A 23,203-nucleotide genomic window follows, 5' to 3' on the forward strand; every position below is an offset into this window, starting at 1 on the left:
AATATTTATTTTTTAATGGAACATGGAATCGCTTTTCTTGATTCTGTTTGTAATTTGGAATCAAAGCGATTTCATTCTGTTTTATTTATTTGTTTGTATTGTATTCTTTCTATTCTGTTTAAACATCCAGTCATATATTTCCTGATTGTCGTAAACTTTTGTCCAGCTATCATGTCCTGCGTTGTCAAAAATGGTCAATTGAACATCTTTTGCATTACATTTTTTCAATTCTTTGTAAATCGTAATTGCATAATCAACATTAACTACATCATCTAATAATCCGTGGAAAATTCTGGTTGGAATATTGGCTATTTCACAGGTTTTTTCCAGCTGAATTAAATCTACAAAACCAGCGACAGGTACGTTTGCTGCAAATAGATCCGGATGTGCAAAAGCCAAATTCCATGAAGCCCAGCCTCCTGAGCTCAAACCAGTAACATATATTCTATCGGAATCAATATTGTTTTCTTTTTGCATTTTCAAGATCAACTGATAAATTGATTCAATGTCCCAATTTTCATCTTCTTTACATTGCGGCGCCAGAATATAGGCATCTAATGCGTGTGTTTTTAAATATTTGAACGGACCATTAATTTTAACCTTTTCAATGTCGGTCCCTTTCTCACCATCTCCCGAAATAAAAACTATTAATGGCTTCTTTTCTTTTGTACTTAAAGGCTTATGAAATGCATAACCTAATTCAGTATTGATGACAACAACTGTTTTAAATTTTCCTATGGTTTCACTTTGTGCAAAACCAAATACAGAAAACAATAGAATAAGCGCCGTTATTTTATATCTCATTTATTTGAATTTAAATTCCGTATTTACCTGATTTAAACCCAAGTTTTGTTAATCCTTGTTTTACTTCCGGAGCATTCATAAATAATTTCCAAAGTAGACCTGTACGATAATTTTCGATCATCACTATTTCCGGCCCCTGATCGATTGCTAAATAGCGTTTTGCTACCCAATTATCATTTCCTAAACTAAGTGCATCGTAAAAACCGGCCTCTCCCCAGGTTTGCTCTTTATGATTTTCGTATAAATTACGTATCAAAGCCATTGACTCTTTTGGTGTATACACAATTGAACTAATTGCTGCCGTTGGAGAAATTACGTCCTGATCATTACTTGGCATGTGTGCATTATATCCAATTGAACCGTCAGGGTTTCTGGAATATGAGGCTGTTAATCCCCAATAATCTTTACCGTAACCTTTAAACTTTTTAGGATTCTCTACACAATATTTGTAATCAATCTTAACCTGATTTACATTTAGATCCCAATAGTTTGCATATTTATCTGTTAATTGGTTCGGATCTAGTCCTACATAAGAATAATGTGCCCAAAATAATGGTCCACCAAATTCTTCTGCTCCATTGTGTTTTAGCACTAAAGGAATATTGTATTTAGTTTTAGAAGAAACAATTCCGCCACTTCTTGCCCAGCCTTCATGGTATGCTTTTGCATCAATACCATGTGTTGGCGAAGAAGCTGCCAAAATGTACGTGATTAAACATTCGTTGTATCCTTCCAACGGAAAATTCATTTGCCAGTCATAATTTGGCGACCAGTGCCAGTACAAAACATTTTTGTTATTGGTATACCATTGCCACTCTACGCCTTTCCAAAGCGCATCATATTTTTGTGCAACAGCTTTTTCTTTTTCAGAACCATTTTTAAGATATTCACGAACTGTAATCATTCCTGAAATTAAAAATGATGTTTCGACTAAGTCTCCTCCATTATCTTTAGTCCCAAATGGTTTTACTTTTCCTGTATTTCCGTCAATCCAGTGTGACCATGCTCCATGAAAACGATCTGCTTTTGCAAGAAAATCGGCAATTTTATCTAATCTTTTTACTCCTTCCTCTTTTGTAACATAACCTCTTGACATTCCGGAAACAATAGCCATTAATCCAAAACCTGATCCTCCTGTTGTTACAATATTTGAATCATTTTCAGGGTAATTTCCATCAGGATGATAACGTTCTCTTCCTAATCCTGAATTTGGTTCAGCATAATCCCAGAAGTATTTAAAGGTTTGTTTTTGAACAACATCTAAAAGTTGTTCATCAGTTAATGCAGTAACACCAGAAGTATTTTCTCCTGTATTATTCTTTGATTTTTGGGCATTTGATCCACAACCAAAAAAGGTAAAAGCTAAAAACAAAACTGAAATTCTAATCATTATAAAAATTTTGAGATTGTAATAAATAATCACTTCCTTCTGAGAACCAGAAGGAAGTGATATTATGAATATTAATTATAACCAGGATTTTGAGAAGACATTCCTTCTGCTATTAAAAGGAAAGATGCCGGAATTGGGAATAATTCATTTTTACCCACTGTAAATACTTTTCCATCTACAGCGAAAGCATCTTTTGCCTGACCAGTTCTAACTAAATCAAAAAATCTGTCAAATTCAAATGCTAACTCAACTCTTCTTTCTTTCCAGATTGCAGTTCTAACTGCTGCCTGAGAAGTTGCTGGAGTATCTCCTAAACCAGCTCTGTGTCTGATTACGTTTAATAATGGAATTGCTTCTGAAGTCTGACCTAGTTCATTTAAAGCTTCTGCTTTCATTAACAATACTTCACCATATCTCAAATACTTGATATTTGCATCCGTTTCCCATGCATTTGTGAACGCAGAAGAATATGCTTTAAAGTTGTATCTCGGATTAGGATCTACTTGTCCTTCTGGTAATACAACCAAAGGAACTACTGTACCATCATATAAAGTTGTTCCTCTAAAAATAATGGTAGCATCTTTTCTAACATCACCAGGCTCATAAGCATTTACCAAACTTTGAGAAGGCTGATTGAAGCCCCATCCCCATGAATCACGAACACCCTGAGTATTAGAATATCCTTGAATTCCGCGTGCAGGAACACTACCTACACCATTTATTTCAAAAATAGATTCTCCATCATTTTCTCCTTCCAATCTAAACATTTTAGCATAGCTCGGAGAAATAATATATCCTGTGATCAGATTACAATTATCAACAACACTTTGCCATTTTTTCTGATACAAACTCACTTTTGCTAACAATGCATAAGCTGCTCCTTTTGAAGCTCTGGCTTTTTCAGCATCAGCATATTGGGATTTATTTGGTAAAACCGCAGCTGCTTCTTTTAAATCTTTTTCAATAAAAGCATAAACTTCAGCAGATGTTTTACGAGTTAACTGCATCGCTTTATCTTCTGTTGATAATGGAATTTTTGATACATGATCTACAATAGGCACTCCTCCATAACATTTTACTAAAGTAAAGTACATGAAAGCTCTTAAAAATTTTGCCTCAGCCATTAATCTTTCTCTTAATGCAGGATCAGCTTTAGATAATTTAGGCAGAATTTCTAATGCCTGATTACATCTGTTAATTCCGTCATAGTTTGCATTAAACGTACTCTCAGCAGATGGATTTGATGCATTATATGTTAATGCATCCAAAACGTCTTTATCAGTACCAGTATCACTAGGAGTTGAACCTTTATCAGCATCATCAGATGTAATACTTGCTAGTCCAATCCATCCGAATGAACTCATATCCCAGTCTAAAAATTTGCTGTAAATAGAAGTCACAAATGTTTTTGCTCCATTGTCATTGTTAAACAACTCGATATCGTCAACAGAAACTGTTTCTGTTTGTTTAACATCTAAGTAATCATCAGCACATCCTGTAAAAGTGAATGCTGATAACACGAAGATTGATATATATATCTTTTTCATAATATTAAAATTTAAAATTAGCACCAATTACAAACGATCTTAATGTTGGATAAGCATCCAATTCAACCCCTTGAGTTCCATAAGGATTCCCGTCTCCATTCAATTCAGGAGAAAAACCTGAGAATTTTTGAGTAATGAATGGATTAATTGCATTCAGGTAAATTCTGCAAGAGCTAATAAATTGATCTTCTCTAAGAGGAAGTTTGTAACCCAATGTAATATTGTTGATTCTAAAGAAATCTCCAGATTCCATATAGTAAGTAGATGCTACCGGAACAGTATTAAATGGTCTTGGATTTGGCGATGTTGTATTTGTTGGTGTCCAATAATCATTTGTCATAGAAGCTTCAATATTTTCACCTCCAAAACGCTGTGCTTTTTTACCATTGTATACTTTTGCTCCTCCAGTACCATATCCGTCAACTGAGAAATCAATGTTTTTGTAAACAACTCCTAAAGAAACTCCGTAGTTAGATGTTGGCAAAATTGAACCTACATATTTTTTATCAGCTGTTGCAGATAAAGCATCCTGAGTTACTTTAGCACCTGCAGCATTATAGTAAAGCATATTTCCATTTGCCGGATCTACACCTGCATATTCATAAAGATAAAAACTACCTAATGGCTGACCTATTGAGTTGTTATATAACAATTTGGTATCCTGACCATTTCCTAAATTACCTCCGACAACCTGAGATAATGAAACATCTTTTAAACTTGTAAGTTCATTCTTGTTGTTAGAATAGTTTCCTCCAACCCAGTAACTTAAATCGTCTGTAATTTTATCATCCCAACGTAAAGCTATCTCATAACCTTTATTTGAAACCTCACCAACATGTGATGGAGTTGCTACTGTAATACCAGAAGTTGGATATGGTTTAATGTTCAGAATAACATTGTTTGTATTTTTATCGTAAACATCAAAAGATCCTTTTAATCTATTTTGAAATAATTCAAAATCTAAACCTACAGAAGCTTCCTCAGTAATCTCCCAAGTTAAAGTAGGGTCAATTTGAGAAGTAATACTTGTTCCTTCATTTAAGATAGATCCGCCTAAATAACTGTTTAATCCAGAAGCATACCCTTGATTATTTAATGGTACATTTTGGTTACCTAATTTACCCCAGCTTCCTCTTAATTTAAGCAAATCAACTCCTTTAATATCTGACAAGAAACTTTCTTTAGTCATAATCCATCCAAGACCTACGGATGGGAAAGTTCCCCAACGGTAATCTTTTGCAAAGTTTGAAGATCCGTCACGTCTAATAGTTCCAGTTACTAAGTATCTGTCCATTAATTTGTACTGAAGACGGCCAAAATAAGAAGCTAATTTACTTTCGTTAAATACAACATCTTGTAAACTTGTAACTGTACCAACATAGTCTACACCTTTTGAATCTTTTGAGTTATATAAGGCCCAATAGTTAGAATCCGGACTTACATTTTTTCTTACGATTGTTAATTTTTCTCTTGGCCCTTTTACAGAAGTTTCAATACCAGCAGTTAATTCAACATCATTAATATTAGCAAATACTTTATTATAAGTAAAATAGTTAGATAAGTTCCAGTTAAAGTACTGCTCTCTACCTTTAGTCAATAAATTGATAGGATCTGATGAAGGATAACCTGAATCAACGCGAGTTGGATTTGCTGCTAACCAAACATTTTTAGTATCTTCATAATTATATTGTTTCCAGCTATAATACTCTCCATTAAATTGTGAAGTAAATTTTAACCCGTCTACAATTTCATAATCTAATTTCAGACCTCCTTGAAGAGTAATACTTCTTTGTTCTTCATTATAGAAATCTAATTGTGCAACCGGGTTTCCAACATTATTAAACGATGAACCAGTTGGACTTGCTACTCCGTTTGCATCTGCAAAAGGAACACCATATTTACCATTTGAAAAACGCACAGGAACAATAGATGATTGCTTGTATGCATTTGTAAATGCACTTAACGGTTTTGGTGAAGAATTAGCTGATGTAAAACTAAAGTTTTGATTTAAAGTAACTTTTTTAGAAAGTTTAAATTCATTGTTATTTCTAAAACTTGTACGGCTATAATCTAAGCCATTTAGAATCGCTTTTTCTTGATAGTTACCTGCGCTAAAAAAGTATTTAATATTTTCTGAAGCTCCAGAAATAGAAATATTATTTTGAGTATAAGTACCCGTTCTTGTAATTTCATCAAACCAATCTGTATTTACTGGCTGATTTGTAGAGAATTTGTTTGTCCCTAAAGCTGCATTACTATAGCTTGCATATTGATTTGCATCTGCCATTTTTACTTTCTTAAGTGGTGTTCTTACACCACCAAAGCTTTCAACTTCTACAGAAACTTTGTCACCTTTACCTTTCTTTGTTGTAATAATGATTACCCCGTTTGCAGCTCTGGTACCATAGATCGCCAGAGACGAAGCATCTTTTAGAATTTCGTAAGAAGTAATATCGTTTGTATTGATATTATTGATGTTTTCAGTTGGCATTCCATCAACAATATATAAAGGATTTCTTCCTCCTAATGCAGTACCCAAACCTCTAATAACCACAGAAGGTGTACTTCCCGGAACATCTGAAGAAGTTACCTGAACCCCTGCAGCTTTACCCTGAATAGCCTGAGATGCATTTAATACCTTTGTTTTTGTAACATCTTCTGCTCTTAATGAAGTAATAGCAGAAGTATTATCAATTTTCTTTCTGGTACCGTAACCAATTACAACCACTTCTTTTAAGGAAGTATCACCAGCTTCTTTTAATGTAACTGACATTACACCTGCAGTTGCAGGTACAGAAACAGAATCGAAACCAAGCATCGAGATTTTTAAAGTCTCTCCAACTTTAGCATTAATGGTAAAATTACCATCGAAGTCAGCATCAGCAGATGTTCTGGATTCCGAAGCACTAATTATAGCTCCCGGAACTCCCATTCCACTACTGTCTACTACTTTTCCTTTAATTGCCTGTGCCTGCCCCATCATAAATGCTGGCAGCAACAAGAGTGCTAAAAAGCTAAAAATAAAATTTTTCATACAGTATGTAATCGTTTAAGTTAGTAGAGCCAAATTAAACAATTACAACGTTGTAGTACATCAAATACCACTACTACATAACTACATCATTATGTTAATATAAATATGTAAAATATTGATAATCAATGTTATAATTATCTAAAATTTTACATTAACAAAACCTTATGATGTAGTAATGATGTATTGTAATTCTATAAAGAAAGAATTGAAAAAATATAAATTATTTAAAAAATAAAACCAAATCTTACAGACTTAATAAAAACTTTGACAGGTTTTCCTCCTGGTTAAGATTTAATTTCTTCCTCAAACGATATCTGTGTAGTTCTACACCTCTAAAAGAGATATTCATCATAGGTGCAATTTCTTTTGAAGAGAGATTCATTTTAAGATAAACACACAGTTTTATATCTTTTGGAGTCAGTTGTGGATATTTTTTAGAAAGTGTAATGATAAACTCATTATGAATTTGATTCAGATTGGTTTCAAAAATTTCCCATTCATGTTTATTCACTTCATTTATCTTAATTGCTTTTTTGATTTCGCTTTTAAGTTTATTGAAGTCTTTCTCAGAATCCAGAATATTTTGAATTTTGTCGATCATTTCGCTTTGCTTAGCAATAGATAAAGATTTTCCTGCTACTTCTGAAGCTTTGGTCTGCAACTCAAGTTCTAAAATATGTTTTTCGTATTCCTGAATGTTTAATTCATTTTCTGTTTTAAGCTCCATCTCCAGAATTTCACGCTGATGTTTTAATTCTTCTGCCTGTAGCTTTAATTTTTGCGTATAACGCAGTTTATTCCATTTATAGTAAAAGAACAAAACTGCTCCAATCACTAATAAATAAAGAAGAATCATCCAAAATGAGAAATACCAAGGTTGCGACACTTTAAAATCAAAACTGGAAACTTTATCGTAATTTACTCCATCATGTTTAAAAATCAGAATCGAATGCGAGCCGCTGCTTAAGTTATTCAAGACTATTGTCCCATTTGAGATCGGAACATAATTTTTACCCTTATTTATCTGATAGAATAAATTAGGCTTACTGGCTCCATAAATTCCGGATATAACATTAATTTTTAATTCAGTATTATGTTTAATCTTTCCATCGTTCGGCAAAAGAGTATTTTCGCTATAAGCTTCGACTTTTACACCTTTATTTTGTTTATTCTCATAGCCCAATTGAAGAGAAATGAATCCATCATCTAAATTCATTAAATAATGGTTGTTGCTTTTGAAAATTCTTAAGTTTTCATTGATGAGTTTCCCTTTATAATATTTCTCCTGAAGTATGTTCCATAAAAATTTATTTCCCTGCACATAAATATGGTATAAAATCCCGTTCTGAAGAACAATAAAATGGTCTTCATCTATGGCAATAACATCAGAAACATTTTTAAAATTAGTATTGAATAAAACATTCTCTTCTAATTTATTTGAAATAGAATTGAATGTGTACCACACATTATTAATTAGAAAGAGTAATTCTTTTCTAAACTCAAAAATCTTAACACCAAAGTCATTTTTTATTTTACTTTGTTGTGTAATATTTTCAACTTTTAAGGTTTTATAGTTGTCATCAAAAAGTACTCTGTATAATCCTCGATAATTATCTGCTGCCCAAATCTCATTTCTTTTATTTTGTGCAACATATTTAATTGGTTTAGAAAGACCATCAATTTTTTTCGTTTTTCTTAAATCTGAGACATCATCGTAAACCAGAATTCCACTGTAAGTAGATTGAAAATAGGTGTCATTTATAATACTCTTAGATAAATTCCATCCGCCGCTTACGTTATTGATTTTTGTTAAGGTGCTATTTTCATAACAAAAAGTTCCGTCATTATGACCAATCAGATATTTATCCCCAATTTTCGTAATATTCCACCCTTGCCCCTGCGTATTAGAAAGCATTTTAAAATTCCCGGAATCAAACTCAAAAATACCATGATTTGAGGCAATCAAATACCCTTTACTCGTAGTCGCAACAGAATAAACCGATCCTAAAATCCCCGAATTATCATAAAAAAATGAAATTGGCGAATTTACCTCAACATGAGCAATTCCGTTATCCAGACCAAGCCATAAATCCTCCTCTTTATCAAGGCCAATGCTTAAGACCGAATTATTCATCAAAACATTGTTCCTATCGATATTTTTAAATGTATTTTTACTTAAGTCATAAATAAAAACTCCTTTATTACCAGTTCCTATAACTAGTTTATCCTTTTTAATGAATTTAGCGACATTAATACCATTCGATTTTAAAGTCTCATTCAATGGATTATCCCATGATTTCAAACCTTCTTTTTCGACAATAAAAATTCCTTTTTTCTGTGTAAAAATATAAGTCTTGCCCTGGTATTTTTCGACTGCGTGAACAACAGTGTTCTTTAAAACATTCCATCCCTTCGGATTAGTAATTCTGGAACCGTTCATTTTAAACATTCCTTTGCTAACAGAAGCGACGTAAAGATTTTGATCGACTGTGAAGCAATAGGAGATTAAAAACGGAAATTTAATTTTTTGAATATGCTTTCCGTCATAAATAAAAATATCGTTAAAAGACTGAAAATATAAAGCTCCGTTAAATCTGAAAATTTTCCAGATTTCTTCATTGTCTTTTTCATCAAATAAACGGAGATTTTTAGTGATAGAAACATAGCGCATTTCTCCATTTTCTCTATGCCAATAACCAAACTCCTTATAAGAGCCCGAATAAATTCGATCACCTTCAATTAATATAGAGCGAATAATAGTTTTATTTGGCAGCGAATATTTTTCCCAAATCACACCATCATAACGTAACAGATAATGATTATTAGCAAAATACATCGCCTTATCTTTTCCCTGAGCAACGTTCCAGATTTGATTATCACCCTGATAATCTGATTTATTATAGTTTTCAACGAAAGGAAGTAATTCTTGTGCCTGAATTTGTGAAGCGATGAAAAAGAAGAAGAATAGTTTAAAAAGTTTCGATTTCAAAATATAAGGATTTATATATCAAAGATACTGACAAATATTTAATTATAAAGCCATAAAAAAGCTCCCTATTAGGGAGCTCTTTTATAAATTTCAATTCAAAACTTTTACTTATTTAGTTCTAGAACCAAAGTCAATATGCCAATCACTAAACATAATGGCGAATAATATTTTGTATCATTAACGGCAAACTGCGAATTTTTATGTTTTTTAAAGAAACCAACGTAATTAAATTCTCCAATGGCTCTTACAGTAAATATCGCAATTATGCTCCAAAACCCATATTTATCAAGCCATATTGGTAAACTTAATGGTATAAATTCAAATTTTATCAAATATAAAACTCCAAAAAACAACGTCCCAACAGCCACAACAAAGGTCGAAATTGTGTCAGGCACAAAAAGTGGTGTTTCATCTTTTTTTGTGGGAACAACCGCCTTACTCCCCCATTTTCCGCCAAAACCCCAATAAAAATGAATTCCTGAAATAATAGCAAAAATTAAAAATAGCAATAGCGCAATAATATTCATTTCGAACAATCTAAAAAATTAGTTATTTAGTAACTGATAAACCTGATTTGCAATTTCATATTCTTCGTCTGTTGGTACTACCAGAACTTTTGCCTTAGAATTTGGTTTACTTATTTCTCTAATTTCTTTTGAGCGAATTTGATTCTTTTCATTATCAATTTCAATTCCAAAATATTCCATGTCAGTACAAACCAATTTGCGCATATACGAAGAGTTTTCACCAATTCCAGCTGTAAAAATTATAGCATCCAATCCGTTTAATGAAGCTGTATACGCCCCAATTGTCTTTTTAATTCGGTAGGCATTCATTAATAAAGCCAGTTGGCATTCTCTATTTCCTTTTTCGGCTTCCCCTTCAATATCGCGTAAATCGCTGTAACCTGTTAAACCAAGCATTCCACTTTGTTTAAGTAATACTGCATTGACTTCGTCTGGCGTGTATCCCAGATTCTTAATCATATAAAATATAACCGACTGATCAATATCTCCTGCGCGGGTTCCCATTATTAAACCATTTGATGGTGAAAACCCCATTGTAGTATCTATACATTTTCCGTTTTTTACAGCCGCCATACTACAACCATTACCTAAATGAATGGTAATAATATTGGCGTTTTTCTCTAAAAAGTTAATTGCTTTTTCAGAAACGTATTTGTGGCTTGTACCATGAAAACCATAAACACGTACTTTGTTTTCTGTCAGAAGATAATTAGGAATTGCATATTTGTAAGCTACCTCAGGCATTGTCTGATGAAAAGCAGTATCGAAAACTGCAATTTGCTCTGCTGAGCCAAAAATCTCTTCTGCAACATTAATTCCCTCTAAATTTGCAGGATTATGTAAAGGCGCCAACTCAAAAAGCTGCTTGATTTTTGCTTTTACTTTTTCATCAATTTTTACTGTATCACTAAAATCACTTCCGCCATGCACTACACGATGGCCAACAGCTGCAATTTCTGATGTTGATTTAATTACTCCTTTCTCGGCATCTAAAAGCATATTGGCTACTTTTTGTAAACCTACTTTATGAGACGAAACCGGCAGTGTTTCTTCATACGAATTAGCCGAAGTTTTAAACGTGATATTTGAAGTTTCTAAGCCAATTCTGTCAATCATACCCGAACAAATCACTTCGTTCTCTGGCATAACCATTAATTGATATTTTATTGAGGAACTTCCTGAGTTTATAATTAATATTTTCATTTTTTTATTTTTAGCCGCTAAGGCACTAAGTCGCTAAGTATTTTTAAAGTTTCTTTCAATGTAACTGTAAACTGCATTTCTAAATTTTAGACACTGCTAAAACGGATTTTTTAAAGTATAAATCATAACGTAAAATTTATAATTTATAATTAACCATTAATAATTATCTAAAGTCCCTGAGCCTGAATTGCTGTAATTACAACTGTATTGATAATATCGTCTACTGTGCAGCCACGGCTTAAATCATTTACAGGCTTATTTAAGCCTTGCAACATTGGTCCTATTGCCAAAGCTCCGGTTTCTCGTTGTACTGCTTTATAGGTATTATTTCCAGTGTTTAAATCAGGGAAAATAAGCACACTTGCCTGCCCTGCAACTTCAGAATCCGGCATTTTGCTTTTTCCAACTTCACGGTCAACAGCAGCATCGTACTGAATTGGGCCTTCTATTTTTAAATCAGGACGTTTTTGTTTTACGATTTCGGTCGCAGTTCTTACTTTATCAACCTCATCACCTTTTCCTGATGCTCCGGATGAATAGGAAAGCATCGCTATTTTGGGTTCAATTCCAAAAGCAGCACTTGATTCTGCAGATGAAATTGCAATTTCTGCCAATTGCTCTGCTGTTGGGTTTGGATTAATGGCACAATCTCCAAAAACCGACACTCTATCTTCTAAACACATAAAGAACACAGAAGAAACCACAGAAGAGTTCGGTTTGGTTTTGATAAACTGAAGTGCAGGTAAAATAGTATGCTGGGTAGTATGCGCTGCTCCGGAAACCATTCCGTCTGCATGGCCTTTATACACCATCATTGTACCAAAATACGAAACATCTTCCATTAAATCTCTCGCCATAGTTATACTTACATTTTTAGCTTTTCTAAGCTCATAATACGTATTGGCGTAATCCTCGTAAAGAGGTGATTCTTTTGGATTTATAATATTTACTTTTGTAAAATCAAAAGTAAGTCCAAGTTCTGCAACTTTGCTTTCAATTTGCTTTTTATCGCCAATAATAGAAATATCTACTACATCCATATCTAGTAATCTCGATGCTGCCATAATAATTCGATCATCATTTCCTTCTGGTAATACGATATGTTTACGATGTTGTTTGGCTCTTTTCACCATATTGTACTGAAACATTTTTGGTGTCATTCCTTCTACCACAAAAGTGATTACTCTTTGTGACAAAGCCTCAATTTCTACATATTTCCCAAAAGTGTTTATTGAGGTTTCAATTTTATGGGTATTATTCGCGTAGATCTCAGATTTAATAGCACCAATTCTATTGGTAATGCTATAAGTTCCGCCATCGACAGCAATAATAGGAACAATAGCAGAAAGTCCTTCTATAAGCTTTAAAATACTCTCTTCAGGAACAATATTTCCTGTTAGTATAATTCCTGATATCGTTGGATAATTTGCCGATTCATTGGCTTGTAATGCCCCTAATATTATGTCCGAGCGATCTCCAGGAGTTATTACAAGCGCATTGTCATGTAAATGAACTAAATAATTGTGCAATTGCATCGCTCCAACGCTGTAATGTCCAATTTCATTGTTTAGATAATTCTCTCCAAACAATACTTTGGCACCAAGTTCATTCACAATCTCCTGCATGGTAGGATTGTTTAAACTTGAGATTAGCGGAATTGTGTTTACCAACACATTTGAAGGCAAACTTTTCTGTAAACTTTTGGTTACCAACTCAATATTTTCCGGCTGTACTTTATTTGCAAAAACAGATAAAACCTCTACTTCTTTTACTTTAAAAGAATCATATACTAAATACAAGCTATCAACAAGTTCTTCTAAAGTTTTACCAACTCCAGAACCAACAATTATGGTTGGAATTCCAAGATTTTTGGCAATTAAAACATTCAAATCCAGTTCGATTGAAGTTCCTTCTCCGGTAAAGCTTGTTCCTTCGACTAAAACAAAATCAAAATTTTCCTCGAGCTTCTTATATTTCTCAATAATCAGATCCAGAACTTCTCCTATTTTTCCTTTATTTTTTTTCTTGATTAATTTGCTTTTAGTGATTGCATAAGCATCCTCAAACTTAATATCAAGGTTAAAATAAGATAAAACAGTTTCGATATGATTGTCTTGTTCTCCATCGACAAAATCTTCAATTATAGGCCTGAAATATCCAACTTTAGCCGTTTTACCCGTCAAAATACTCATCAAGCCAAGTGTGATTATCGATTTACCACTATTATGATCACTGGTAGCTATATATATTGCTTTACTCATGATTTAGATTTTTAATATTTTATAAATTTTCAAACGCTAAAACCAGCGTCTTCTTTTGAAATATATTATTAAGGCTATCACCAATAAAAACATGGATCCCATAACGATAAAATAGCCATTTCTTTCTTTTAGTTCCGGCATATAATCAAAGTTCATCCCGTAAACTCCAACAATAAAAGTTAATGGAATAAATATGGCAGAAATGATGGTAAGCGTTTTCATAATCTCATTCATTTTTCGGCTTTGTTCCGAGAAATAAAAATTGGACGCACTTTCCAGCGAACTCATATCAGACTCTATTTGCTCCAAAAGTTCTAAACTTTTTTGATGTAATCTGATAAAGAAATTAAATGTATCATTTTGAATTAGCCCATTTGTTTCATCATCTTTAATCGTTTTTAAATAAAATAATGAATCTCTCAAAGGAACAATAGATCGCTTTAGAAAATTAAAGTTATCGCGATGATTTTCAATTTTTTCTAATATAATCGGATCAGCTCCTTTTTTGGTCAGATTGATTAATTCTTCAATGTTATTTTCTTCATCTTCGATCGTAATGTAAAAATTCTCCATTACAGCATCTAATAATAAATAAAGCAGATAATCTACTTTTTTTGTTCTTACAATTCCTGCATGCGTTCGCAGACGTTCACGTATATGAGTAAAGAAATCACTTCGTTTTTCCTGAAATGAAATTAAAATCCCCTCTTTTAAAATAAAACTAATCTGCTCTACTTTAAGATCATCTGAGGATTCTGACGGCAAAAGTGATTTTATATTAAAAAACAAAATACCTTGCTGCTCTTCCAGCTTAGTTCTCTTTGTTGTATTTAAAATATCTGCCAGTAAAAAATCGTCTAACTTAAAATGGTCGCCGATTGTTTTTATGAGATTAATATCGTTTAGCCCGTGAATATTGAGCCAGTTGTTTTTTGTATAGTTAAAACAAGAATTTAGAGCCAAAGCATTAAACTTTTCATATTCCGTTACATCTTCGTCATTATATACAAAAAGCTGCATTTCGGTTTTATTATCTTTATGAGATCCTGTATACTCTAAACTAGTATGTTGCAGTTTACGACCTTTCTTGTATTTTATCTTTCTCATTCATGAAAATTTACAATAGTAATATTACGAAAAAGAATCGAATTTAGAAATGACAATTGTCAGTTTATCAAAATGCTGCGCAATCAAAAAACATAGTATTTTTACTACTTTTTAATTAAACCGAAGATCCTTATATGCACAAAATTGAGAACCTGGAATCTGGAAAATATTATCATATCTATAATCGCGGAATTAACAGCGAAAATTTATTTAAAGAAAACAGAAATCATGAGTATTTTTTAATGCTTTATAACAAACATATTGATCCAATTGCGGAAACCTTAGCTTGGTGTTTATTAAAAAATCATTTCCATTTATTAGTAAGAATTAAAACTTTTGAAGAAATTTTAAAGAGTCAAAATGAATTTGAAATCAAAAAAATAATTCCTCCACATCAATCTTTTGGAAATTTATTTAATGCTTACACAAAAGCAATCAACAAAGGATACAATAGGCACGGTGCTTTATTTGAAAGGCCTTTTAAACGAAAGTTAATTGATAATGATGCCTATTTACGTTCTGTTATAAAGTATATTCATTTCAATCCTGTGAATCATGGATTTTGTGAGCATCCCATAGAATATCCCTGGAGTTCTTATCTTACTTGTATTTCCGATAAACCAACTAAATTAAAACGCGAAAAAGTAATCTCCTTATTTAAGAATATTGACAATTTAAAAACTTCGCATAACGAAAGAGAAAATTTCACTTCACTGGAAGAATTTCTCAACTTATAATACAAAAAACTATTCCAATTCGCTGCAGCAACCCCGACAGGTTTTTAAAACCTGTCGGGGTTTAACTTAAAGTAAAACATAACCAATTCTATTTCATAACTTATAAAAATCGAAAAGAAAAAATATCAATCTTATCCTCCATAACAAACCCGACAGGTTTTTAAAACCTGTCGGGTTTAACTTAAAGTAAAACATAACCAATTCTATTTCATAACTTATAAAATCAAAAAGAAAAAAATCAATCTTATCCTCCATAACAAACCCGACAGGTTTTTAAAACCTGTCGGGTTTAATTAATTGCAAAACAACTCCCATAAAAAAAACCGAGTCATTTCTGACTCGGTTTTTCATTATTTATGGTCTTCAAAAGATCCCGATAAAAATCGTGATAAGCGATTCACATTCCGATAAATCGGAAGTTCTCTGCTTATTTTACTTCTTCGAATTCAACGTCTTCAACATTGTCTCCAGATTGCTCTTGTTGTGGAGCAGCTTGTTGACCTTGGTCACCACCTTGAGCGTACATTGCTTCTGTAGCTGTTTTCCAAGCTGCATTTACATTGTCTAATCCTTTTTGGATTGCATCAAGATCTTGAGATTGGTGAGCCATTCTCAATTCAGTTAAAGCATATTCGATAGCTGTTTTGTGATCATCTGTAAGTTTATCTCCCAATTCTTTCAATTGACTTTCAGTTTGGAAAATAGTACTATCAGCTTCGTTCAATTTCTCAGCTCTTTCTTTAGCTATTTTGTCAGCATCAGCATTAGCTTCAGCATCTTTTTTCATTTTTTCGATTTCTTCAGCTGTTAATCCAGAAGAAGCTTCGATACGGATATCGTGAGATTTTCCAGTTCCTTTATCAGTTGCAGAAACTTTGATGATACCATTAGCATCGATATCGAAAGTAACTTCGATTTGAGGAACTCCTCTTGGTGCTGGTGGAATACCATCTAAGTGGAAACGACCGATAGTTTTGTTATCAGCAGCCATTGCTCTTTCTCCTTGTAATACGTGAATTTCAACAGATGGTTGAGAATCAGCAGCAGTAGAGAATACTTGAGATTTTTTAGTTGGAATAGTTGTGTTAGACTCGATTAATTTAGTCAATACACCACCCATAGTTTCGATACCTAAAGATAAAGGAGTAACGTCTAATAACAATACATCTTTTACATCTCCAGATAAAACTCCACCTTGAATAGCAGCTCCAATAGCAACAACCTCATCAGGGTTAACACCTTTAGAAGCTTTTTTACCGAAGAATTTTTCAACTTCGTCAGCGATTCTTGGCATACGAGTAGAACCTCCAACAAGGATTACTTCGTCGATATCAGATGTAGATAAACCTGCATCTTTTAATGCTTTAGCAACTGGCTCCATAGAACGTTTAACTAATGAATCAGTTAATTGCTCAAATTTAGCTCTAGATAATTTTTTAACTAAGTGTTTTGGTCCTGAAGCAGTAGCTGTTACGTATGGCAAGTTGATTTCAGTTTCTGAAGAAGAAGACAATTCAATTTTTGCTTTCTCTGCAGCTTCTTTCAAACGTTGCAATGACATTGGATCAAGACGTAAATCAATACCTTCTTCAGCTAAGAATTCATTTGCTAACCAGTCAATAATTTCGTGGTCAAAATCATCTCCACCTAAGTGAGTATCACCATTTGTAGATAATACTTCAAAAACTCCGTCTCCTAATTCAAGAACAGAAATATCAAAAGTACCTCCACCTAAATCGTAAACAGCAATTTTTTGATCAGTTCCTTTTTTATCTAATCCGTAAGCAAGTGCAGCAGCAGTTGGCTCGTTGATGATACGCATAACTTTAAGACCAGCAATTTCTCCAGCTTCTTTAGTAGCTTGACGTTGTGCATCGTTAAAGTAAGCAGGAACAGTAATAACCGCTTCAGTTACAGTTTGACCTAAATAGTCTTCAGCAGTTTTTTTCATTTTTTGAAGAGTCATTGCTGACAATTCCTGAGCAGTGTATAAACGACCGTCAATATCCACACGTGGAGTATTGTTGTCACCTTTTACAACACTGTAAGAAACTCTTTTTGCTTCGTTTGTAGTCTCAGCAAAAGTGTGTCCCATAAAACGTTTAATAGAAGCAATCGTTTTTGTAGGATTCGTTACTGCTTGTCTTTTTGCAGGATCACCTACTTTAATTTCGCCACCTTCAACAAAAGCGATGATAGATGGAGTTGTTCTTTTTCCTTCTGCGTTAGGAATAACAACTGCTTCGTTACCTTCCATTACAGAAACACAAGAGTTCGTCGTACCTAAGTCAATTCCGATTATTTTACCCATTTTTTATATATTTAATTTTTGATTTAATTTTATAACTCAGGTGGCATAAGTCAATCTTTGTGCCAATATAAAAAACCAAAGTAAATTGTCAGTTTTCATATTGGCACACTAACAATCATCTGACAACATGACATTTTTAAGAACTGACATGTATGGCATAGTAATATTTTAGCTGTCATTATCAGGTTATAATACACTCCTTTTCGGCTTTTTTCTTAAATCAAAAAATTATTGAAGATGTAAATTAACTAAATTAGCTATTCGTCTAAATTGCAAAAAATGGAAAACTACACCATCATCATTTTTATACTGGCAATTATTATTGGCCTTTCTGCCTTTGCAGACAAAGCCAAAATACCCTTTCCTATACTTTTGGTTATTGTTGGTGTAGCAATTGGCTTTATTCCGACCATGAATGAAATAGAAATCAATCCTGAGATTATTTTCCTGATATTCCTTCCTCCATTATTGTATGACGCCTCATTTAATATTTCTCCAATCGATTTTAAAACAAATATTCATACCATTGGAACATTATCCATCTCGTTAGTTTTTCTTACCGCAATGGGAATTGCCGTAGTAGCACGTTTTATAATTCCGGGAATGACCTGGCCATTATCGTTTGTGCTGGGCTCTATTCTTTCTGCTACAGATGCCGTCGCTGCCATAAGTATTACCAAAGGCTTAAAACTCTCACATAAAACAGTAACCATATTAGAAGGCGAAAGCCTTATTAATGATGCATCAGCATTAGTCGCTTACCGATTTGCTGTTGCAGCTGTAATGGGTTCTTCTTTCTATCTATGGAAAGCTACTCTTCAATTTGTATTACTACTCGGAGGAGGATTTTTTGTTGGTTTTGTCATGGCAAAAATTCTGGCTTTTATATTAAACCGTGTTCATAAAAACGTAAATGTAACCATCAGTTTTATGCTGTTAATGCCTTTTGTTACCTACATGATTGCCGAAAAACTTCATGTTTCGGGCGTTATCGCTGTTGTTTTTCTTGGTCTGGCAATTGCTCGTTTTAGTAATAAAATACTACCTGAACCTTTAAAAAACAGTTCAAAAGGCCTGTGGGATCTTATCATTTTTCTATTAAACGGATTGATTTTCATCTTAATCGGACTTAATTTTCGATATGTCTTAAAAGATATCCATAACGATATGATATTACCCTATATTGGTTACGCCTTTATTATCACATTTGTCGCATTACTAATAAGAATGGGAAGGATATTTCTTCAGAAAATAAACCTCCAAAAAGCATTTCAAAATAGTAAAGGCAAAAGAAAAGTCAGCGAAAATGCTTTACTGGATTTTGGCAACAGCATAATTTTAAGCTGGTCTGGCATGCGAGGTATTGTATCACTTGCTATTGCGCTGGGATTACCAAAAGTTCTAAAAGATGGCAGTCCCTTCCCTGAGCGAAATGCTATCATTTTTATTTCTGTTGCTGCCGTACTTATTACAATTATTGGTCAGGGACTTAGTTTGCCATGGTTGGTAAGAAAAATAAATTCACTAAAAAAAAAAAAAAGCATTTGGAGAAATAAAACATCAACAAACCCATCTCAAGATCATCTCATTAAATCATTAGTTTAAAAAAATAAACTTAACTTTATACTGCTGTATTTTAATTTAAAACTTTACAGAAATGACTTCAGATATTCTTTCTACAACTCCGGACTCAGAAATTGTTACCACACGAATTCTGAATTTTCCCCAAGAACTTGTTTTTAAAGCGTGGAGCGATCCTGAGCATTTAAAAAACTGGTGGGGACCAAAAGGCTTTACCAATACTTTTAATGAGTTTAACTTCTATGAAGGCGGAAAATGGAGCTTTATTATGCACGGCCCGGAAGCAGGAAATTATGCCAACGAATGCGAATTCATCAAAATAGACAAACCTAATCTTATCGCATGGAAACGTCATTCTAAACCATTATTTCAAATCTTGACTACGTTTGAAACTGTTGCTGAAAACCAGACAAAAGTAATTTTTAAAATGCTTTTTGAAACGGTTGAAGAATGCAATAAGCTCAAACCTTTTGTTGTCGATAAAAATGAAGAGAATTTTGACAAACTTGAAAATGAATTATCAAAAATGACATTGTAAACACATCGATTAAAGACATATATGATAACCAATCCAGAAAGAATATGTGTAGAGTTTATAATACCATCGGATGTCTTAACACTTTACAAATTGATTTGGTCAGATATAAAGTGGACCACTTTCATACTTTAAATGAACTGATTAATTTTCGGAAAAATTACCATACCAACGAACAGCAAATCATTGACGATCACACACTATTTGTAGAAGAAGAAAAAATAACGCTCGAAAAAGATATTGCTGAATTAAATACAGCAATTCCCCAAAAGAAAATCGATCTTACAGCAAAACTAAAACAGCAACTTGACGATTTTAATCAGGAAATTGAAAACCTCCCAGATCCAAATTTTAAAATTATTCCAACAATAAAGGATTATTGGTTTAACTTGTTGATTTGTACTAAATTTTGGTTTGCACAAATTAAATATCATTTCAAAATTATTCAATTTAATTATGAGGCAAAAAAAATACTTTCCCAGAAAAACAAACGCCTCGAATACATCTCTGCTAATTTTCAAAATGCTGTAAACGAAAGCAGCTATACATACTTACTGGCTTTTGAGAAGAAAAAAGAAATTATCGAAAGTCTAAACAATACGATTTACGGAGCAATTGGCGAGCAAAAAGTAGAAAATATGCTCAAAAAACTCTCAGACGATTACATACTGATAAATGATTTTTGCTGTACTTTTAAACCTCCAATTTACAACAAAAGCAACCACGACCATATTCATTCTATTCAAATTGACCATCTTCTTCTTTCTCCTGCTGGCATTTTCTTAATCGAGACAAAAAATTGGAGCGCCAACTCCATAAACAACTCAAATTTTCGATCTCCTGTTCAACAAATCCTTAGAACCAATTTTGCATTATACAACCTATTGGATAATGAGATTAACAAGATCAATAAGAATTTTGCACAACATTATTGGGGAAGAAAAAAAGTTCCGATCAAAAATATCGTTGTTTTTACTAATACAAAACCAATCGAGGAATTTCAATTTGTAAAAATTCTGACTTTAGACGAATTACTTCCTTATATAAAATACTTCAACGCAAGCTTTCTGGTTGAGGAAACAGAAATGATTGCTGATTTTCTGCTTAAATTTTCTGAACAGAAACAAATCCATTCTAAATTAAGCAATTAATAGCGATTAGCCATTTTGTATTGTCAGCAAATAATTAAAAATTCTCTTATAAAAGCACTATATTTATCAACAAACTATAAAATCAAACCTATGAAAAAAATTATTTGCCTTACACTACTCTTCACAATACAACTTTTTCATGCACAGAATAAAATAGCAAAAAAACCTGAAAACGTTATTATAATCAATAATGAAATTTCGTCGATGGAACAAGTTCAAAAATATGGTAATGAAGGCTATGTTAAATCAATGGCTAAAGGCGTTACTGAAGAAGAAAGAAACGAATTAGCTAAAAAATTTGGCGATAAAATTGGCGATAAAGAATTCATAATAGTCGTTGGAATTTATACTGAACAGGAAAAAATCGAAAATGACAAAAAAAATCAATCTGTTGTAACTGAACAAAAAGTTCCGGTTAAGAAAGAGCAATATATATTGAACGTAAATGACACAGCAAAAGACTTTACTTTAAAACTAATAGACGGAAAAGAAGTAAAACTTTCTGATTTAAAAGGCAAAGTTGTTTTGGTTAATTTTTGGGCAACCTGGTGCGGACCATGCTTACAGGAGTTTTATGATATCCCGTCAAAAATTCTGGAGCCCTTTAAAAATGATAATTTTGTACTTTTGGCAATCTCAATTGGAGAAACTGAAAATGTAGTGGCAAAAAAAGTAGCAAAATTAAATAATGATGGTCTTCATTTTAATTTCGGTATTGATCCAAACCAAAAAATATGGAATGACTATGCTACAAACTCAATTCCTAAAAACTTCCTGATCGATCAGAACGGAGTTATAAAATATACCGCAATGGGAAATGCCGAAGGCAATTTAGATAACATCGCAAACGAAATCAAAAAACTACTTTCAAAATAGATTATTCTATAACACGTTTATACTGATATCAAACATAGCAAGATTTGGATTTTTTAGTAATTCAGAAAAAATGACTTTTGCTTAAAAAAAATCATGAAAGCAAATTTTAAAATAAAGCCTCTAAATCATATGGAATTTTCAGGCTTTTTCGAATTAACCAATTTAGAATTGGAGAAAATTGGAGCAGTAAAAATGACCGTTGATAAATTTCCGGGTTTTCCTTGCAGAATAAGCCTGGAAGATGCTGAAATTGGCGAAGAAGTCATTCTATTACCGTACAAGCATCACAAAACAAACTCGCCTTATCAGTCAAGCGGGCCAATTTTTATACGTAAAAGAGCCTTTACACCCATATTTGAAACCAACCAAATTCCACTTATGCTTAATCATAGATTACTTTCGTTACGTGGTTATGACGAAAATGGCATGATGAAAGAAGCGTCTGTAATAGAAGGAATTACTCTCAAAGAAAGCATTAGTAAAATTTTTGAAAACGAAAAAATAAATTACATTCATATCCATAATGCAAGACCAGGCTGTTACAATTGCTTAGTTGAAAGAGCATAATTGAAAAAGTTTTTTTTCATTCAGTAAAAAAAAATATGCATGCATAATAATTTTATGACATTCGTTTATTTTTTATTCGTAATTTCGATTTCTCATTAAAATTACAATTACAAAATGGCTTCATTTATTAAAGAGATTTCTTTTCGCTGGTCAGATCTTGACCCAAATTTTCACGTTCGTCACAGTGCTTATTACGATTTTGGTGCACAGCACCGTATCGAAATTTTAGAAGAATTAGGACTGACTTTACGAGTGATGCAAACGCAGGGTTTTGGACCGGTTTTATTTAGAGAAGAATGTGTTTTTAGAAAAGAACTAAAACTTTCAGACAAAATATTTATTCATACCAAGACATCAAAAATGAAAGCCGATGCTTCGCGCTGGTCAATCATCCACGAGTTTAGAAGAGAAGATGATACACTTTGCGCAACAATTACCGTTGATGGTGCATGGATGGACACAAAATTGAGAAAACTGGCCAATCCAACGCCGGAAATTGCAATCGAAGCTTTGAGCATTTTTCCTAAAAGCGATGATTTTGTCGGGTTATAAAATCTAGCATATTTATCGTAACTTTATAAAA

The 23,203-nt window shown here is 32.8% G+C and carries 17 protein-coding genes; 7 read left to right on the forward strand and 10 right to left on the reverse strand.

Annotated features, from left to right (window positions below; translation table 11 throughout):
- Nucleotides 1–81 precede the first annotated feature (81 nt).
- The 9 genes from OLM51_RS14535 to corA form a co-directional block, all read right to left on the reverse strand.
- The gene (locus OLM51_RS14535) at nucleotides 82–804 is read right to left on the reverse strand and encodes a prolyl oligopeptidase family serine peptidase (RefSeq protein ID WP_264551320.1); all 723 of its coding nucleotides are present in this window, start codon (nucleotides 802–804) and stop codon (nucleotides 82–84) included.
- A gap of 10 nt (nucleotides 805–814) precedes the next feature.
- Entirely contained in the window at nucleotides 815–2,194 is a 1,380-nt protein-coding gene (locus OLM51_RS14540; protein ID WP_264551321.1) for a glucoamylase family protein, read from the reverse strand.
- A 71-nt stretch (nucleotides 2,195–2,265) separates the two neighbouring features.
- Nucleotides 2,266–3,741, reverse strand: coding sequence for a RagB/SusD family nutrient uptake outer membrane protein (locus tag OLM51_RS14545; RefSeq protein ID WP_264551322.1), 1,476 nt, complete (start codon nucleotides 3,739–3,741; stop codon nucleotides 2,266–2,268).
- A 4-nt stretch (nucleotides 3,742–3,745) separates the two neighbouring features.
- Nucleotides 3,746–6,775: a SusC/RagA family TonB-linked outer membrane protein gene (locus tag OLM51_RS14550; protein WP_264551323.1), complete on the reverse strand. Its 3,030-nt coding sequence runs from the start codon at nucleotides 6,773–6,775 to the stop codon at nucleotides 3,746–3,748.
- A 244-nt stretch (nucleotides 6,776–7,019) separates the two neighbouring features.
- Nucleotides 7,020–9,764, reverse strand: coding sequence for a LuxR C-terminal-related transcriptional regulator (locus OLM51_RS14555; protein WP_264551324.1), 2,745 nt, complete (start codon nucleotides 9,762–9,764; stop codon nucleotides 7,020–7,022).
- A 104-nt stretch (nucleotides 9,765–9,868) separates the two neighbouring features.
- On the reverse strand, nucleotides 9,869–10,291 hold the full coding sequence (locus OLM51_RS14560; RefSeq protein ID WP_264551325.1) for a DUF3995 domain-containing protein: 423 nt from the start codon (nucleotides 10,289–10,291) through the stop codon (nucleotides 9,869–9,871).
- A gap of 18 nt (nucleotides 10,292–10,309) precedes the next feature.
- On the reverse strand, nucleotides 10,310–11,494 hold the full coding sequence (locus tag OLM51_RS14565; protein ID WP_264551326.1) for an acetate/propionate family kinase: 1,185 nt from the start codon (nucleotides 11,492–11,494) through the stop codon (nucleotides 10,310–10,312).
- 167 nt (nucleotides 11,495–11,661) lie between these two features.
- The gene (gene pta / locus OLM51_RS14570) at nucleotides 11,662–13,755 is read right to left on the reverse strand and encodes a phosphate acetyltransferase (protein WP_264551327.1); all 2,094 of its coding nucleotides are present in this window, start codon (nucleotides 13,753–13,755) and stop codon (nucleotides 11,662–11,664) included.
- 36 nt (nucleotides 13,756–13,791) lie between these two features.
- Entirely contained in the window at nucleotides 13,792–14,862 is a 1,071-nt protein-coding gene (corA, locus tag OLM51_RS14575; RefSeq protein WP_264551328.1) for a magnesium/cobalt transporter CorA, read from the reverse strand.
- A gap of 134 nt (nucleotides 14,863–14,996) precedes the next feature.
- Between corA and OLM51_RS14580 the strand changes: the two genes are divergently transcribed.
- Nucleotides 14,997–15,599: a hypothetical protein gene (locus tag OLM51_RS14580; protein ID WP_264551329.1), complete on the forward strand. Its 603-nt coding sequence runs from the start codon at nucleotides 14,997–14,999 to the stop codon at nucleotides 15,597–15,599.
- Between the two features lie 427 nt (nucleotides 15,600–16,026).
- Here OLM51_RS14580 and dnaK read toward each other — a convergent pair whose 3' ends face one another.
- A complete protein-coding gene (gene dnaK / locus OLM51_RS14585) occupies nucleotides 16,027–17,910 on the reverse strand; it encodes a molecular chaperone DnaK (RefSeq protein WP_264551330.1) in 1,884 nt (627 codons plus the stop codon).
- A gap of 279 nt (nucleotides 17,911–18,189) precedes the next feature.
- Between dnaK and OLM51_RS14590 the strand changes: the two genes are divergently transcribed.
- From OLM51_RS14590 to OLM51_RS14615, 6 genes are all read left to right on the forward strand, one after another.
- A complete protein-coding gene (locus OLM51_RS14590) occupies nucleotides 18,190–19,515 on the forward strand; it encodes a Na+/H+ antiporter (RefSeq protein WP_264551331.1) in 1,326 nt (441 codons plus the stop codon).
- A 52-nt stretch (nucleotides 19,516–19,567) separates the two neighbouring features.
- Nucleotides 19,568–20,029, forward strand: coding sequence for an SRPBCC family protein (locus tag OLM51_RS14595; protein ID WP_264551332.1), 462 nt, complete (start codon nucleotides 19,568–19,570; stop codon nucleotides 20,027–20,029).
- Nucleotides 20,030–20,139: 110 nt separating this feature from the next.
- A complete protein-coding gene (locus OLM51_RS14600) occupies nucleotides 20,140–21,177 on the forward strand; it encodes a nuclease-related domain-containing protein (RefSeq protein WP_264551333.1) in 1,038 nt (345 codons plus the stop codon).
- Nucleotides 21,178–21,267: 90 nt separating this feature from the next.
- The gene (locus OLM51_RS14605) at nucleotides 21,268–22,053 is read left to right on the forward strand and encodes a TlpA family protein disulfide reductase (RefSeq protein WP_264551334.1); all 786 of its coding nucleotides are present in this window, start codon (nucleotides 21,268–21,270) and stop codon (nucleotides 22,051–22,053) included.
- A gap of 93 nt (nucleotides 22,054–22,146) precedes the next feature.
- Entirely contained in the window at nucleotides 22,147–22,620 is a 474-nt protein-coding gene (locus OLM51_RS14610; protein ID WP_264551335.1) for a DUF1203 domain-containing protein, read from the forward strand.
- 114 nt (nucleotides 22,621–22,734) lie between these two features.
- A complete protein-coding gene (locus OLM51_RS14615; protein WP_264551336.1) occupies nucleotides 22,735–23,172 on the forward strand; it encodes an acyl-CoA thioesterase in 438 nt (145 codons plus the stop codon).
- The last annotated feature ends 31 nt before the right edge of the window (nucleotides 23,173–23,203 follow it).

The organism is Flavobacterium sp. N2038, from assembly GCF_025947185.1.
GTDB lineage: Bacteria > Bacteroidota > Bacteroidia > Flavobacteriales > Flavobacteriaceae > Flavobacterium.